General features: G+C 44.9%; 14 protein-coding genes. 12 read left to right on the forward strand and 2 right to left on the reverse strand.

Features of this window, described 5'->3' with window-relative positions; all coding sequences use genetic code 11:
- Nucleotides 1-177 precede the first annotated feature (177 nt).
- Entirely contained in the window at nucleotides 178-1,353 is a 1,176-nt protein-coding gene (locus AC4IE7_RS10695; protein WP_490776827.1) for a porin, read from the forward strand.
- A 165-nt stretch (nucleotides 1,354-1,518) separates the two neighbouring features.
- Here AC4IE7_RS10695 and folP read toward each other — a convergent pair whose 3' ends face one another.
- A complete protein-coding gene (gene folP, locus AC4IE7_RS10700; protein ID WP_490776828.1) occupies nucleotides 1,519-2,340 on the reverse strand; it encodes a dihydropteroate synthase in 822 nt (273 codons plus the stop codon).
- Between the two features lie 163 nt (nucleotides 2,341-2,503).
- On the opposite strand from folP, the gene AC4IE7_RS10705 reads away from it, so the two are divergent.
- From AC4IE7_RS10705 to AC4IE7_RS10755, 11 genes are all read left to right on the forward strand, one after another.
- Nucleotides 2,504-4,465, forward strand: a complete 1,962-nt coding sequence (locus tag AC4IE7_RS10705) for a sigma-54-dependent Fis family transcriptional regulator (RefSeq protein WP_490776829.1) — start codon at nucleotides 2,504-2,506, stop codon at nucleotides 4,463-4,465.
- 247 nt (nucleotides 4,466-4,712) lie between these two features.
- On the forward strand, nucleotides 4,713-5,234 hold the full coding sequence (locus AC4IE7_RS10710) for a flavoprotein (protein WP_490776830.1): 522 nt from the start codon (nucleotides 4,713-4,715) through the stop codon (nucleotides 5,232-5,234).
- A gap of 137 nt (nucleotides 5,235-5,371) precedes the next feature.
- On the forward strand, nucleotides 5,372-7,942 hold the full coding sequence (locus tag AC4IE7_RS10715; protein WP_490776831.1) for a two-component system response regulator: 2,571 nt from the start codon (nucleotides 5,372-5,374) through the stop codon (nucleotides 7,940-7,942).
- 402 nt (nucleotides 7,943-8,344) lie between these two features.
- Complete coding sequence (locus AC4IE7_RS10720) at nucleotides 8,345-8,761, forward strand: TA system antitoxin ParD family protein (RefSeq protein ID WP_490776832.1); 417 nt, start codon at nucleotides 8,345-8,347, stop codon at nucleotides 8,759-8,761.
- Between the two features lie 2 nt (nucleotides 8,762-8,763).
- Complete coding sequence (locus AC4IE7_RS10725) at nucleotides 8,764-9,342, forward strand: ATPase (RefSeq protein WP_490776833.1); 579 nt, start codon at nucleotides 8,764-8,766, stop codon at nucleotides 9,340-9,342.
- Between the two features lie 578 nt (nucleotides 9,343-9,920).
- The gene (locus AC4IE7_RS10730) at nucleotides 9,921-10,367 is read left to right on the forward strand and encodes a hypothetical protein (RefSeq protein WP_490776834.1); all 447 of its coding nucleotides are present in this window, start codon (nucleotides 9,921-9,923) and stop codon (nucleotides 10,365-10,367) included.
- Between the two features lie 85 nt (nucleotides 10,368-10,452).
- The gene (locus AC4IE7_RS10735) at nucleotides 10,453-10,842 is read left to right on the forward strand and encodes a hypothetical protein (protein WP_490776835.1); all 390 of its coding nucleotides are present in this window, start codon (nucleotides 10,453-10,455) and stop codon (nucleotides 10,840-10,842) included.
- A gap of 450 nt (nucleotides 10,843-11,292) precedes the next feature.
- On the forward strand, nucleotides 11,293-11,787 hold the full coding sequence (locus AC4IE7_RS10740) for a gamma-glutamylcyclotransferase family protein (RefSeq protein ID WP_490776836.1): 495 nt from the start codon (nucleotides 11,293-11,295) through the stop codon (nucleotides 11,785-11,787).
- 344 nt (nucleotides 11,788-12,131) lie between these two features.
- A complete protein-coding gene (locus AC4IE7_RS10745; RefSeq protein WP_490776837.1) occupies nucleotides 12,132-12,503 on the forward strand; it encodes an Imm58 family immunity protein in 372 nt (123 codons plus the stop codon).
- Between the two features lie 239 nt (nucleotides 12,504-12,742).
- Complete coding sequence (locus AC4IE7_RS10750; protein WP_490776838.1) at nucleotides 12,743-12,928, forward strand: hypothetical protein; 186 nt, start codon at nucleotides 12,743-12,745, stop codon at nucleotides 12,926-12,928.
- Between the two features lie 52 nt (nucleotides 12,929-12,980).
- A complete protein-coding gene (locus tag AC4IE7_RS10755; RefSeq protein ID WP_490776839.1) occupies nucleotides 12,981-13,598 on the forward strand; it encodes a MerR family transcriptional regulator in 618 nt (205 codons plus the stop codon).
- 202 nt (nucleotides 13,599-13,800) lie between these two features.
- Here AC4IE7_RS10755 and AC4IE7_RS10760 read toward each other — a convergent pair whose 3' ends face one another.
- Nucleotides 13,801-14,712, reverse strand: coding sequence for a LysR substrate-binding domain-containing protein (locus AC4IE7_RS10760; RefSeq protein WP_490776840.1), 912 nt, complete (start codon nucleotides 14,710-14,712; stop codon nucleotides 13,801-13,803).
- Nucleotides 14,713-14,774 lie beyond the last annotated feature (62 nt).

The raw sequence follows: 14,774 nt of genomic DNA on the forward strand, positions 1-14,774 counted from the left end.
GCTGCAGTTGGCGAGGTGACTCTCTCACATTTAAAAACAAAGTTTATTTCATGTTAATTCAATGGCTTATGATATTTTTTTATATATTGGCCCGTATTCTGCCTTCGGTATCAGTTACGCCAGAAAAGAAAGCTGTATGTGGCGTTGTAAATCACCAACAAATCCGGAGAAGAGAACGTGACCAGTAAGAAAATATCACTAATACTGACCAGTACAGCACTAACAGCACTCTCAATGTCTACCCACGCAGTTTCCTGGGATGCAGGTGACTGGAAACTGGGTCTCTCAGGCAACGTTAACGCACACTATGTTTATACAACCTGTGATTCAGGTGATCTTCAGAGTGGTGGAACTACTTTGACCAGTCTTCAATGTGCTGGTTCAGTAGATGAAGATGGTAATCCAGACGACGTTTCTTCCGTTCAGAATGGTCTATTGCCCGCAGCTATGGTTTTTAGTGCAGGCACCAATCAGGATGGCTATGACCTAAACGCCACTATCGGCGTTTACTATGGCACCAACAGTAACGAGGCTTTGGGATTCTCTACTGTCGATGCCCGTCAGATATTTCTAACCTTTGGTAACGAAGGTATGGGTAGTTTTAAGTTCGGCCGTGACTTCGGGCTGTTTGGTTTTGATGCAATCATCGCTGACATGTCTTTGATCGGTATTGGCGCAGGCTTTACACCTTCCGAGCCAGGCCATACAACACTGGGTGGTCTTGGTTTCGGCTATGTCTATGTCGATCGCCTCACCCAAATCAACTACACAACCCCCTCCATGAATGGATTGACAGGCACAATTGGTATATTCCAGCCAATGGATGGCAATGGTGGCGAGAGCGGCAGCAATCCAGGCATCCACGGTAAAGTTGCTTATGGCTGGAAAGGCTCAGTTCCAGGCAGTGTATCAGCAACCTTTTTAACCCAGGACATCGTTACTGATGCCGGAACCTCTGAATCGATCACCGGTTTCGACCTGTTTGGTAAAGTCGATGTCGGCGATATCGGTGTAGCCGCTTCTTTCTTCAGCGGCGAAGGTATGAGCACCCTGGCACTTGGTGGTCTCGTCCTGCCTGGTTTCGATGCAGCAGATGGAACACCTGAAGAGTCACAGGGCTACATGCTCCAAGGCACCTACAAACTCAACAAAACCAAACTGGGCCTCAACTATTCATTCAGCGAAAGTGACAAATTGGTTGAAGTCGAAAACACCCGGATCACCGTGGGTGCTTACCACTCACTGACTGCAAACCTGACACTGCTTGCAGAGTTCTCTTCACTGGAGAGTGAATTGTCTGCAGGCTCAGATGAATCGAACAGCTTCAACGTCGGTGCATTTATGTCTTTCTAGGCCATAGGTAGAAAATCTGCCTATAGATCTAAATAGAACTTTTTCAGTTCCTCCACCCTTAATGCCCACCTCATGACTTTCCCCAAGTCATGAAGGGCATTTTTTTTGTCTGAAATTTACCCTTGATTTGGTGAGTGACGAAACCAGTCGCACACAAATAGTTATCTAAACCCCTTGACGAATAGCCCAGGTCACATCTGCCGCTTGACGATTCTGTAAGACATCATGAACCCGGAAAACTTTTACTCCAGCCATCACGCCTAAAGCTGTGCATGCACAGGTTGCAGGTATCAACTGGGTGGGATCACTCACTTCACACACAGAACCCATAAAGCCTTTGCGGCTAACCCCTAGCATCAGGGGATAACCCAACTCAGCAAACTGCTGCAACTCGGATAAGAGTTTTAAATTGTCTCTTTTGCGTTTGCCAAATCCAATACCAGGATCCAGTAATAGCGAATTTGGATCCACTCCAGCAGTAAGTGCCGCCTCTATACGTTTCTCAAAAAATGCTTTTACCTCTGAAACAACATCTTTGTAGACAGGCGCATTCTGCATGGTAGCTGGAGAGCCCTGCATATGCATCAATACGATAGGTACACCATTTGAAGCAGCAAGGGATAGTATTTCAGGATCATCTCGCCCAGCTGAAATATCATTAATCATGCTTGCACCATGCTCAATCGCAATATCTGCAACCTCACTCAGGGTTGTATCGATACTGATGGGAAATCCTGCAGGCAGGCGTTCACGCAGTTCCACTATGGTGTCGAGTACCCGATTAATCTGCTCTGTTGCACTGATTTTCAAGGCACCTGGTCTGGACGATTCTCCACCAATGTCAATGATATCGGCCCCCTCAGCCACCATTTCTAATCCTCGAGATACTGCATTACTACTCTCATAGCGCCCACCATCAGAAAAGCTGTCGGGAGTGAGATTTAGAATCCCCATAATTAGAGGGGATGAAAAATCATTCTTGAACATAGGGTTACACTAATATTCTTATTGGAATGCGATTTGTCAATTGGCCGAACTTGTCTTAGAATTGGTGTGATAATAAATATGAAATATTTAACCTATAAATACACAATGTACTTGATTAAGGATCGATCAGCACACCGGCTTGATATGACCTTAGGAGATAATTTTGGCTAGTGCTATCCTCCAACCGGACAAATCCAACCATGAGGATCTTGTGCTTGCCGCTTTGAGTGGTAACCACTTGGTTCAATCTCCTGAAATTGACGACCTGACACTCCGCTCCTGGCACCGCTGCCGGGACGAGCATGGTCTCGATCCTGGCGCATCTCCTGATCCTGTAATCATTGACAGACAAGATCTACGTGAGCGTCTGCAGCAATACAAACGGATGTTGAATATTGCACGTGTGGAGATGACCGATCTCTATCAGCAACTGGCTGGCTCTGGTCATGCCATTATGTTGACAGATAAAGAGGGCATCCTTTTAAACTTTATCGGTGATCCTCAATTTACTGATGCCGCCGCCCATGCTGGCATGCAACTTGGAGCAGTATGGAGTGAATCAGTTCAGGGTACCAACGGTATGGGTACCTGCCTGGTTGAGAAAAAGCCGCTTGTAATACATAAACAATCCCATTTTTTCTCCCGCAATGCCAGCCTGACCTGTGCTGCGGCACCAATCTTCGATCCTCATGGAGAGATACTGGCAGTTCTCGATGCATCGAGTGAGTCAAAAATGGCTCAGCAGCACACCATGGTGCTGCTCAATATGTCTGCACAGGTGATTGAGAACCGAGTCTTTTTCTGCGCCATGAAGCAATCCTTTGTGCTTCGTTTCCATTCACGCTCGGAATTCATCAGCACCTTGGGTGAAGGTGCCATTGCCTTTGATGAAGATGGGAAAATAGTGGCGATTAATCGTAGTGCAATGTTTCAGCTAAACCTGGAATCACCTCAACAGATTGTTGGCCGTCATATACATCAGCAGTTTACAACCTCACTCACCTCCCTGCTAAAGCATGCCAATTCCAACGCCTTCCCTATTCGGGAAACGCAACATGGAAAACGTTTTTTTGCAACGCTTCGACTACCTGAAAACAGTTGTCGCACCAGTGCAACACCGCCCTGGGAATCAAAGACGAGTGTACCGAGTAGAAGTACAAACAATCCAGGCTCTTCAGACTCCCTCGATGCTTTGCACTTTAACGAACCCCGTATGGCGCGCAACATAAAAACTGCTATAAAGCTGATCGACCGGGATATTCCCTGCATGCTGTTTGGCGAGACCGGCACGGGTAAAGAGATGTTCGCACAGGCTCTACATATGGCCAGTTCACGCCATGATAAAGCATTCATAGCAGTCAACTGCGCCTCCTTACCTGAAAGTTTGATCGAGAGTGAACTATTCGGATATCGACCTGGTGCTTTTACCGGTGCCAGCCGTGAAGGCAGTAGAGGTAAGATTCTACAGGCTGATGGGGGCACGCTGTTCCTGGATGAGATTGGTGACATGCCGCTGCATCTACAGGCACGTCTGCTCAGAGTGCTGGAAGAACGAGAAGTTACACCGCTTGGTGGAGAAAAACCGGTCAAGGTTTCAATTAAGCTGATCAGTGCAACTCACCATGATATTCAAGGCCTGGTAGAGGATGGTAATTTTCGTGAAGATCTCTACTACCGACTTCATGGTGTTTCATTAACAATGCCTGCCTTAAGAGAGCGTTCAGACAGGGTTGAGTTGATTAAAAGTATTGCTCAGTTGGAAGCACTCGATGATGAGGAGTTAACCTGGGATAGTGAAGCACTGAAAATACTTGACAGCTTTCGCTGGCCTGGCAACATCCGGCAACTTCGAAATGTGCTTCGCACTGTCACTGCTTTGTGTGAAAAGAATACAATTACAGTACATGATTTACCGGATGATATTCGTGAAACAGTCTTTTGTGATGAATTACCGGAAGGTTCTGAAAACAACCTCAATGCACTGGCCATAGCTGAACGAGATGCCCTTTTGGGCGAACTCGAAGAGATGCACTGGAATATCAGCAGAGTAGCAAAAAAACTCGATCTTAGTCGTAATACACTCTATCGACGCATGAAACGTTTTGGTATTACACCGCCTCGCTAGAGATTGAAGCTGACTAAGAATTGAATTTAAATGTTAACAGCCTGGTCAGTAGTTTCTGCTGGCGTAGGCTTTATTCTATTCAATGCCCATCAACTCGTTGCAATATGGCATAATCCCCCCTTCAGATAGTTGGCCCTTTTATTGCGTACAAATATGCTGGTAAGTTTTCAAGGCAGATGATATTTAACGCTCTCAGATATCAATCAAACTTCGTATAAAGCAACACAGTCATTAAACGGAAAAGAGTATGGCTAAGTATGATAAGCCACGTGAAGCCTGGGCGATAACTGGCTCAGGACACTACCTCAAAGAGTGCCTGGAATTGGCCAAACAGCGACCAGAGGTGGATCTGTTTTTAAGCAAGGCAGCAGCTGAGGTACTCCCTATGTATGACATAGATATGCCATCATTACGGGATCGTTTTACCTGTTTCCGTGATACCACAGCAAGTGCCTCTCCGGTAGGCCTATTCTATCAGGGACGCTATAGTCGCCTTATCATTGCGCCGGCCACATCAAATACGGTGGCAAAAATGGTTTGGGGCATTGCAGACACTCTGGTAACCAATATCTATGCCCAAGCAGGAAAGTGTCGCATACCAAGCATTGTCTTCGCATGTGACACAGAACCGGAAATGGAGACCGAGGCCCCTGGCGGTATTGTGCCTGTCTACCCAAGACGAGTAGATCTGGAAAACGTCAAGCGGTTGCAGGATTTTGAATACACCAAGGTAGTATCAAGTTATGATCAGTTGCTCTCAGTCCTCTGATATATACACCTTTTTAGTCGTTTTTAAAGAATTTAGAGCATAATTTAAAGTTTTTCACTCCGCTTCCGTTATCAATACAACGGGCAAGGTTTTTGCTCTGGTTTTTTCTGGACAGCTGCCAGGTTGGGGATGAAGTTTTGCCTAGAGTTCTATTGATCGAGCACTCTGCCACGATTCGGCTGATTGAGAAAAATCACTTGATCAAAGGTGGCTTCGAAGTTGAAGTTGACCACGACTACTTAACAGCAAGTAAGCGCCTTAAAGCAGGCTCAGATCACGCTGATGCATTTGATGCCATAGTATTGGGCTGGTCAGGTCATACTGTTCCTGGCGCTGAACAGCTCTTTTCATCTTTGGAAAATCCCACCTATACTGCTTTGCCTCTGCTTACATTTGCCCACGAAGCCGAGAGTCAAATCATCTCCCGTTCGAACAAAAGAGCAAATTCGGCATTCCTACTTTGGGAAGAGTATCGAAAAACCACAGACACCCTCTCTGTTCTGCTAGCTAATTTGAGTGAAAGAGAAAACAAGCAGGGGGTTACCAGGCCTGTCGTTCAACCGATACGAGTACTAATTGTCGATGACTCGACAACCGTAAGGGTGAAATATCGTCGTTTGCTGATGAGTAACGGATACTATGCTGAAACAGCTGATTCGGTATCCGATGGTATGAAAAAAGCTCTGGAGTCACCATTCGATATAGCAATAATTGACTACTTTATGCCCGATGGTACTGGGGACCTTCTCTGCAAAAAACTGAGAGAGCACGAAACGACTTCAACCATTACAACAGCTCTACTGACCGGCACTTATCAGGATAGCGCGATAAAACAGTCTCTCGAAGCTGGCGCTGTTGAATGCATGTTCAAGAACGAGAGCGATGATCTGTTCCTAACCCGTATAGATGCCATGAGCAGACATATCCGCACTCAAAAATCGACTGAAAAAGAGCGTCAACGACTTGATGGCATTCTTCGGTCAGTTGGAGAAGGGGTCTATGGCGTGGATTCAGAAGGATATATATCGTTTGTTAATCCAATTTGCAGAGAAATACTTGGCTATGAAGCAGCGGATCGACTGATTGGCAAGTCAGCAATGGAACTATTTCACTACTCAGATGCTGAGGGAAACCTAAAAAATGATAGCAGCTGTTTACTGCAGCAAAGCTACTCGAATGGAGTGCCAATAGTAGGACATGAGACAGTCTTCTGGCATAAATCAGCAAAACCAATTCCTGTGGAGTGCACAATTCATCCGCTGACAATTGAAGGCAGATGTGAGGGCTCAGTTGTTGCATTCCGTGACATCTCGGAACGCAAAGCACTTGAACAGGAGTTACGCTGGCAAGCAAATCACGATGCTTTGACAAAGCTCACGAATCGGCGCCTTTTCGAAGAACACCTGACAAATGAAGCAGATCGCCTTAAAAGAAGCAGTGAGACCAGTGCCCTGCTCTATATCGATCTAGACCGTTTTAAATATATTAATGACACTGCAGGTCACGCCGCAGGTGACAGGTTATTGATTGAAATTTCACAACAGATGAAACAACGCCTGAGAAAAACCGATTTACTGGCTCGATTAGGTGGAGATGAATTCGCAATAATATTACGGAATGTAAATAGAGAGAGCGTACTTCAAGTAGCCGATGAATATCGCTTAATGCTTGATCACTACATGTTTATCTACAATGGTAAACAATATAAGGTCAATGGCTCAATTGGTATCGCACTGATAGACAAAGATTCAGAGTCAGCAAGTGAAATACTTGCAAATGCAGATATCGCCTGCCACCTGGCAAAAAATGAAGGGCGAAACAGAACCCATCTATTCTTCCCAGAGAATGATAGTAAAAAGACGATGGATTTAGATCTGGGCTGGTCTTCAAGACTGCACAATGCCCTGTTAAAAGATAATCTGATTCTACATATTCAGCCTATCACTCCTTCACATTGTATCCCGCCCTCATTAATGTCCGAGTCTGAAGGTCCAATTTATAACGAGCTTACAGGTTTAATCCCAGAAGATCAGCAGATCAATGAAGTATTACTACGCATGGATGATCCCGTATGGGGGATAGTCTTTCCCGGTGCATTCCTGCCAACTGCAGAACGTTTCGACATGATGGATAAAATCGACTATTGGGTCATCAATGCCGCTTTGAAAAAGCTCTCGCTGCTGCAGCAAGAGGGTTACAGCGGCATGTTCACTATCAATCTATCTGGTCAAACCATTGCCAACAAAAGCTTGATCGATGATATTGAAGAGCTGGTTATCAATTCCGAAGTAGACACAACAAAAGTCATCTTTGAGATTACAGAAACCTCAGCAGTGACAAATTTAATTTCCGCTAATGAGCTGATTACAAGATTGAATGTTTTGGGTTGTCGCTTTGCCCTCGACGATTTTGGCAGTGGCTTCTCTTCATTTTCTCACTTAAAGAATCTGCCTGTTGATTTTGTTAAAATCGATGGTCTATTTGTCAGGGGTGTTGCCTCAGACCCCAGTGATCAGGCAATTGTCACCTCCATAAACGACATTGCACACTCCTTGGGCAAAGAGACCATAGCTGAATATGTTGAAAACGCGGAGATACTGGAATTTCTTATGGCATCAAATGTGAACTATGTCCAAGGTCACTACCTGTCGAAACCAATGGACATCTCCAATATTGCACAACAGATGAAAGCCAAATCTTATATATAAACTGGTGATCAAATAGTTTACTTTCAGGGTTACAAAAGCGCCTTGATTAAGGTATTGCGAGAACGAAGCTTGGTGGTAAGCGTCACTTTTATCAAATAGAGCTATCTGTGGGCCAGAATTGATCAGGATCTTCTTCATCTTTGAGCCTATATTTTTCCTCTAGAAGGGCTTTTCTCTCTTTAGCTCGATAACTTTGAGCGCTAACACATTTCCCAAAAACATCAGTTCCCAAGCTGAAAGTTTTCTAAGCTATCTATTAATTTTTTAAAACATTTTCCGAATAATTCGGACTTACTAATCACCAACCTAGTACTGTTCGACTATAACGATGCTATCGAGTATTATTATTTATGTAGCAATCTGCTACAATATAATCCATGACATTATATTGAGGAATCTCTGATGGCTAAAGCCGCCTCCCCTATACGTTTGCAGGAAGAGTTGATGCAGGCCGCCGCACTGATCGGCGAGCAGGAGCACCGCAGCGCCGCTGAACAGGTTGAATATTGGGCATCGCTCGGCAGGAAGATCGCTCGGCAAGTGAATCCTGACACCCTGTTGGAAGTAGCAGCCGGGCTTGCTCACATCAAGGTGGAGCCTGCAGTAGGTCAACCGGTTGATCCCAAAGCGGTGTTTTCAGCTGTGGAGGCACGACGTCACTCAGGCACCCTCGCCCAGGAGGTAACAACGGCAACCCCGACCTACCAGGCCTCCCTCACACATCCGGGCTGTCTGGAACAAATTGATAAACAAGGAAATCGGAGAGTCGGAAGGTTTCAAAATGGGGTCTTCACTTCACTGGCCGAGCAAGAAACTTGAGTTTGAAAAAGCAGCTTTGGATGCTGGTGGGTGGTAATGGCGCCGGCAAGAGCACATTTTATGAGTTGTTTTTAAAGGATCTGGGCTTGCCCTTTGTCAATGCCGACAATCTAGCGAAAATCGCCTACCCGGAAGATCCGGAAGGCCGTAGCCGGGATGCCGCAATGCTGGCCGAAGGGATGCGGAAAAATCTCTTGCTATCCGGCCAGAGTCTTTGCTTTGAGACGGTCTACTCTCACCCCTCCAAAATCGATTTTGTGGCCGAAGCAAAGGCCCTAGGGTATTACGTTGTAATGGTCTTGATCCACCTCAATGACACGAACCTGAACCAGGCACGTGTGGCCGAAAGGGTCTCAGAGGGTGGTCATTCTGTGCCAGCTGAGAAAATCGTTGCCCGAGTGCCGAGGATGCTCTCGCATGTGCGGATGTCGATACCGCTATGTGATCTCCTCAGAATATATGACAACTCATCTCAGGATGATCCATACCAGCGGGTATTTACGATCGAACAAGGTAAAATAACAAAACATCTAGATCCCCTGCCCGACTGGGCTGAGCAGTTGTTGCAGACAGCTGAGTGAACAACCAAGAGACATCAAAAATAGGAGCATTTTCAGGGATGGGAATCTTACACCATCCTCCCTTGTTTAGCGGCTACCTGTAACGAATCCCTGATCGCGTAGGCGTGGCTTGCGAGTGGCCTCATGATTTTCCTCCAAAAAGTATAGTTTGCCACTGTCACGATATGCTGCGAATGTATAGGTATATGGACTGCTCCTGTTCAGCAATATATTTTCAGGAAAAACGAAATAGTTTTAGTTCACGTATATCCGGTCTTTATTATGGGGAGCTACCCCTGACCTTAACGGCTTAATACACCGTTTGCCAGATACCTTATCGAGACAGTGGCTTCAAGAACCGTCGTTATACCCAGGTTTTATCTGGCTGACTATTTGTCACTTTCCGTTAATACACTGCCAAAACTCGGCTTACATCTTTGGCGAGGTCTATAGTAATTGTGGTAGTATTTTTCATGGTATGGGCTCCGTTGGTTTTGTTCGACCTGTCACTTTAACGAGATTTCGACTTAAGGTGGAGGAGTCCATACCATTGAGACAAGGGGTCTCGTTAATAAAGCTGTTATGCCCAGGAAATAATAATGACAAACAGTACAGTTAAATATTTATTGCTAATGGTGATGCTTGTAACCACAAATATAACACTTGCAGCTTATAACGATGCAAAATATCAGACAAAATCAGAAATGTGTGAAAAGTTATGCGGAGAAGACTCTAATTTATTTCCCAGTGACAACTCAAAATATGAGGGACGTAGAGATGTTGTTAATAATAATAAACAGTCAGTATTCAGCTTCGTTTTCTTAACATGGGGTTATTACATAGCGTATTACATAATCGCAATCGCACTAGCCATATTAATATTTAGAAATGCTAAAGGTCGTGAAACACTTGCGCTCAATTTAAAGCCTATATGGTGGGGTATTCTTGTATTCATTGACCCTGTTCTAGGTATCCTTGCATATTGGGTAATGAACATACTAGATGTTCAAGGCATTATTGAACGCTCAAGTAAAATAAGGGCTTAACCAGTCGTATCAGAAAGACGCTCGTTTCACTCTCGCCTCTGTGCTCAAACGTTAAGCGCCACAGGATAATTACGGAGGGCCATCCATGCAAATCATACTCGCTACTGCCGCAGGACTCGCAGTTCTGACCGGCATCGTTCATTCCGTGATGGGAGAACTACTGATTTTTCGTCACTTGAGAAACGGTACCTTAGTTCCTACTCATGATGCCCCACCTCTCAAGAACCGAAATATCAGAATTGTCTGGGCTACTTGGCACCTGGCTACCGTTTTCGGCTGGGCGTTTGCTGCCGTTTTAGGACGCCTAGCCATGGATCCTCAAGCTGAGATAATATCCTTGGTGGTGGGTGCAACCGTTGCTGCCTATGCCGGTGGTGCAATGCTAGTCCTCGTTGGCACACGTGGCCGGCATCCCGGTTGGGTCGCCTTGTCAGCAGTTGCAGCCCTCACATGGAGTGCTCTCGGTGGCGCTTAACAAACGGGTTAAATGCGAGCCTCGTACCCCGCATGCTTTACGCAGGCGTCAGTACCACAAAGCAATAATAATCACGTAGATGAATTTAAGGAGTAGAAGCACGGATGAGAGAAGCAATGGTCGGTATGTTTTTGTGCGACTATTATTTATATTATCAGTTCTAGTAGTAGGTGGCCTTCTATATGGCTTTGCAGGGCCGGAGAAAGAATGGGGAACTATTCAAACCATTGGCGTAATACTTTGTGCGATATACTTTCCATGGGAATGGCTTTTTTTAGACAAAATAAAAAAGAATTCAAAATCAAAGCGGTAGCATTGTTGATTGAGTGAAACTTTACATCAATGTAATTCTATTCACGGGGGCTGTACTAACCAGGCAATTCCACTTGGACGCCTTGCTATCAGTTGGCTTCGGTGAATTGCGGCGTTAGCGGTCCAAGGATCTAACCCATGCGTTACTTCTCATATGGCTCAAACATGTCGCTCCCTAGGTTGCAGGATCGAGTGTCCGAGGCAAAAAAAGTCGGAGTCGCTGAATTGGAATCGTATCAACTACGATTCCATAAAGTGAGCAAAAAGGATGGCTCTGGAAAATGCGATGCATTCAATACTGGCGATATACAAGATCGAGTGATAGGCGTCCTGTATGATCTTCCAGAAGAGAAAAAGCCGATTCTCGATAAATTTGAAGGCCTAGGCTTTGGCTACAAAGAACAAGAAGTCAAAGTCCTTATGTCCGATGGTGCTACGGTCACGGCTTTCACATATATCGCTACGAACATTGATCAGTCTCTAAAGCCGTTTGATTGGTACAAAGAGCATGTAGTGCACGGTGCAAAAACAAACGGATTACCAGATACCTATGTGGGAATGCTCAATGCTGTGGAATGCAAAGAAGATCCAGACTCAGAGCGTCGGGATCGAGAATTGGCGATCTACCGCTAAAAATTTATAACGAGACAAGAGCTCTTGTTAATAGAGATTATATGTGACAAAAATCAAAGAGCGATAGATGAAAATATTGAAATGCCCTTGTTGTGGTTCACTAATCGACACTAAGAATATAGAAACTCTTTCTTGGTTCACTAATCCTTTCACAAGACCTTCAATTAAGTGTACAAATTGTGAAGCTAAAATCAAGACTAAGAGATGGTTGCTTATACTATGGTGGATATGGGTTTTTACGGGGTTTTACTTCATGTTTTCAGAGTATGACTCATATTATTCTAATTCAATAATACTCGGTGGGTTAGTAGTTATACTCAGCCTACTTTACTCTGGCTTAAGTCATGAGCCTGAATAAACTACATAACAAATGGAAATGGGCGTTTTTGACGTCTGTAGCACTTTCGTTTGTTGCGATTGTGTTTTTGCTCTACGCGGTAATTGACCAAGGCGTCACTATAACCTACATGTCTCAAGGATATAGTGACAGCGAAAAAGACTTACAAAGACTGGCTGCAGTATTTCCAAAAGAGGCTTATTCTAAAAAGGATCTGATTTATTTATTAAGGCGAGAAAACCCGGATGCTATTATTGTTGACAGTAAATGTACGGTTCAATTAAGGGGGCTTCGTTTTGAATTTAGCGAGAACGGAAAGCTTATTAACATTAATACAATGGCTGAGTCTTCTCCAGAATACGAATGCGGAGATAGATAACCAGTCGCTTCAGCCGATTCTCGTTAATAAAGCTGTTAGATTATTATCTGAGGCCTTGACCTGACTATAACTTCATACTTCAAGATTGCTTTTGACGGTGCTAATCGTCCTATTATTAACCCGGTGACTAAGTACGTTGTCTTCAGGCTTGAAACCCCTAACAATATGATTTTTAAAAGACAGACTGAAGACAACGTACTTAGTCGCCGGGTTAATAGAAACCAATTCAGGAGAAACAAATGAACAGGCAAGCGATGAACAAAGAAAGCTGGGTAGCCCTATTTCAGTCAATAGGTCTAGATGATGAAAAAATGGCATTGTGGCACAAGGAATTCGAGAACCGTCACCCTGAAGGGCATCAATCTTTTTTGGAATGGCTAGGAATTTCTGGTGAAGAGATCAAGTCAATTCGGTCGGCACAGTAGGTAAAAAAAGGGGCTGGCTTTGTCAGTCCCTTTCTGGCTTGAGGCTCTACATATGAAAACTTACACAATAGGCCAAGTTGCGAATCAATTCTCGATATCTCGAAGCACCCTCATTTACTACGACTCAATTGGGGTTCTTTCCCCAAGTGAGAGGAGTGTCGCAAACTATAGGCTATATACCGAAAAGGATATCTCAAAAATGGAGAGAATATCATTATTTCGAAAGGCTGGCTTACCCTTGGAGTCGATATCATCTCTTCTTAACCATGACGAAACAGACTTAGACTTGGCCCTTGAAAACAGACTGTCCAGTATAAACTCAGAAATTCAATCGTTGAGGGAACAACAGAAGTTTATACTGACGCTTTTAAAGAATACGGATTCCACTAAGTATTCAAGAAGTCTCACCAAGGAAGTTTGGGTGGCGCTACTAGAAGCATCTGGACTCGACGAGAAAGGCATGGAAAAATGGCATATTGAGTTTGAACGAACCTCCCCAGAGGGCCATCAAGATTTTCTAGAATCAATTGGAATAGACGCAGATGAAGTATCTGAAATTAGAGAATGGTCTAGTAAAAATATAAACAAATCATCGGTGCGTCAAACCGGTAGGGTGAGTCACTCCCCTCTCCCCTCGCGGGAGAGGGGCCGGGGGAGAGGGGGAGAATGAACAGCCTAATTTCGTCAACAATCAGTATGATAAAGATGACGGATCAATGCGGCCTTATCTTTCAACCAGATGAAACGCTTCGCGTACACCCTCTCCCCAACCCCTCTCCCATAAAGGGAGAGGGGCTTTTAGAGTTGTACTGAGGAGATTGAAAGTTAACGGGATAGCAGTGAAACAAAATCTAAAAATGTAAGGCCGAAATTCACTCCTTGGTCTCTCCATTCTCCAAGACCATCTGTTCCATAAGGTCGATAAACTTCTGCTGATAACGCCGTAAATACTTATCCTTATGGTATGCCACCCAGGTGGTCTCCCAAGGGAGCATGTGACTCAGATCCCGTATCTCCAGATCTGGGTCCTGTTCAGGTGAATAGGCCATACTGGCGATCAAACCTACTCCCATGCCCTCTCGTACATAGGTTTTTATAACATCAGTATCCGCAGCGCTCAGCACTACATCGGGTTGCAGGCCGGCACGGGCAAAGGTGGTCTGCATATGGTTGGCTCCGGTGAAACCAAATGTGTATGTGATTAATGGGTAGTTACAGATCCGTTCCAGTGAGAGGGGCTTTTCTGCCAATACCTGGTGCCCTTTCAGCGCAATGAGAGAACGGTTCCAGCGATAGCAGGGTATTGCATTCAGGGTGGAGTGGTGGCCCAGCTCTTCGGTACAGATTGAGAAATCGACCCGGTCTGTCAATACCATTTCAACCAATTGTTGGGGTGTTCCCTGATTAATCTGCAGATTTACAGAGGGAAATAACTTGCGAAAGGTGCGGATTATCGAAGGTAATACATAGCGCGCCTGAGTATGGGTTGTACCGATTCGAAGAATACCACTCCCCTCCTCTACATGCTCTCGGCCTATGGCGAGGATATTTTCACGGATTGAGAGGGCTTGCCGAGCATAGTTAAGCACCTCCTCTCCAGCTGCAGTCAATCCAATCAATCGTTTACCTTTTCGCATAAACAGTTGCGTCCCCAACTCCTGCTCAAGTTGTGCCAGATGCTGGGATACCGCTGACTGCACCAGATAGAGTTGCTTGGCAGCTAGTGTGACGTTGAAACCGGCGGCCTCCAGGGCGACCAGGGATGTGAGTTGTCGCAGTTCCATATCTTATTTCATGATTGTTTATCAAAATATATTACTTCACAAGATAATAGCTCTCTTCCAAT

This window comes from Candidatus Thiodiazotropha sp. AKAK3, assembly GCF_058244645.1.

Excerpts from the sequence above, each read along its gene's own strand:
- folP (WP_490776828.1), bottom strand. The coding sequence starts at position 2,340 with ATGTTCAAGAATGATTTTTCATCCCCTCTAATTATGGGGATTCTAAAT.
- AC4IE7_RS10710 (WP_490776830.1), top strand. The coding sequence starts at position 4,713 with ATGGCTAAGTATGATAAGCCACGTGAAGCCTGGGCGATAACTGGCTCA.
- AC4IE7_RS10720 (WP_490776832.1), top strand. The coding sequence starts at position 8,345 with ATGGCTAAAGCCGCCTCCCCTATACGTTTGCAGGAAGAGTTGATGCAG.
- AC4IE7_RS10730 (WP_490776834.1), top strand. The coding sequence starts at position 9,921 with ATGACAAACAGTACAGTTAAATATTTATTGCTAATGGTGATGCTTGTA.
- AC4IE7_RS10735 (WP_490776835.1), top strand. The coding sequence starts at position 10,453 with ATGCAAATCATACTCGCTACTGCCGCAGGACTCGCAGTTCTGACCGGC.
- AC4IE7_RS10740 (WP_490776836.1), top strand. The coding sequence starts at position 11,293 with ATGCGTTACTTCTCATATGGCTCAAACATGTCGCTCCCTAGGTTGCAG.
- AC4IE7_RS10745 (WP_490776837.1), top strand. The coding sequence starts at position 12,132 with ATGAGCCTGAATAAACTACATAACAAATGGAAATGGGCGTTTTTGACG.
- AC4IE7_RS10750 (WP_490776838.1), top strand. The coding sequence starts at position 12,743 with ATGAACAGGCAAGCGATGAACAAAGAAAGCTGGGTAGCCCTATTTCAG.
- AC4IE7_RS10755 (WP_490776839.1), top strand. The coding sequence starts at position 12,981 with ATGAAAACTTACACAATAGGCCAAGTTGCGAATCAATTCTCGATATCT.
- AC4IE7_RS10760 (WP_490776840.1), bottom strand. The coding sequence starts at position 14,712 with ATGGAACTGCGACAACTCACATCCCTGGTCGCCCTGGAGGCCGCCGGT.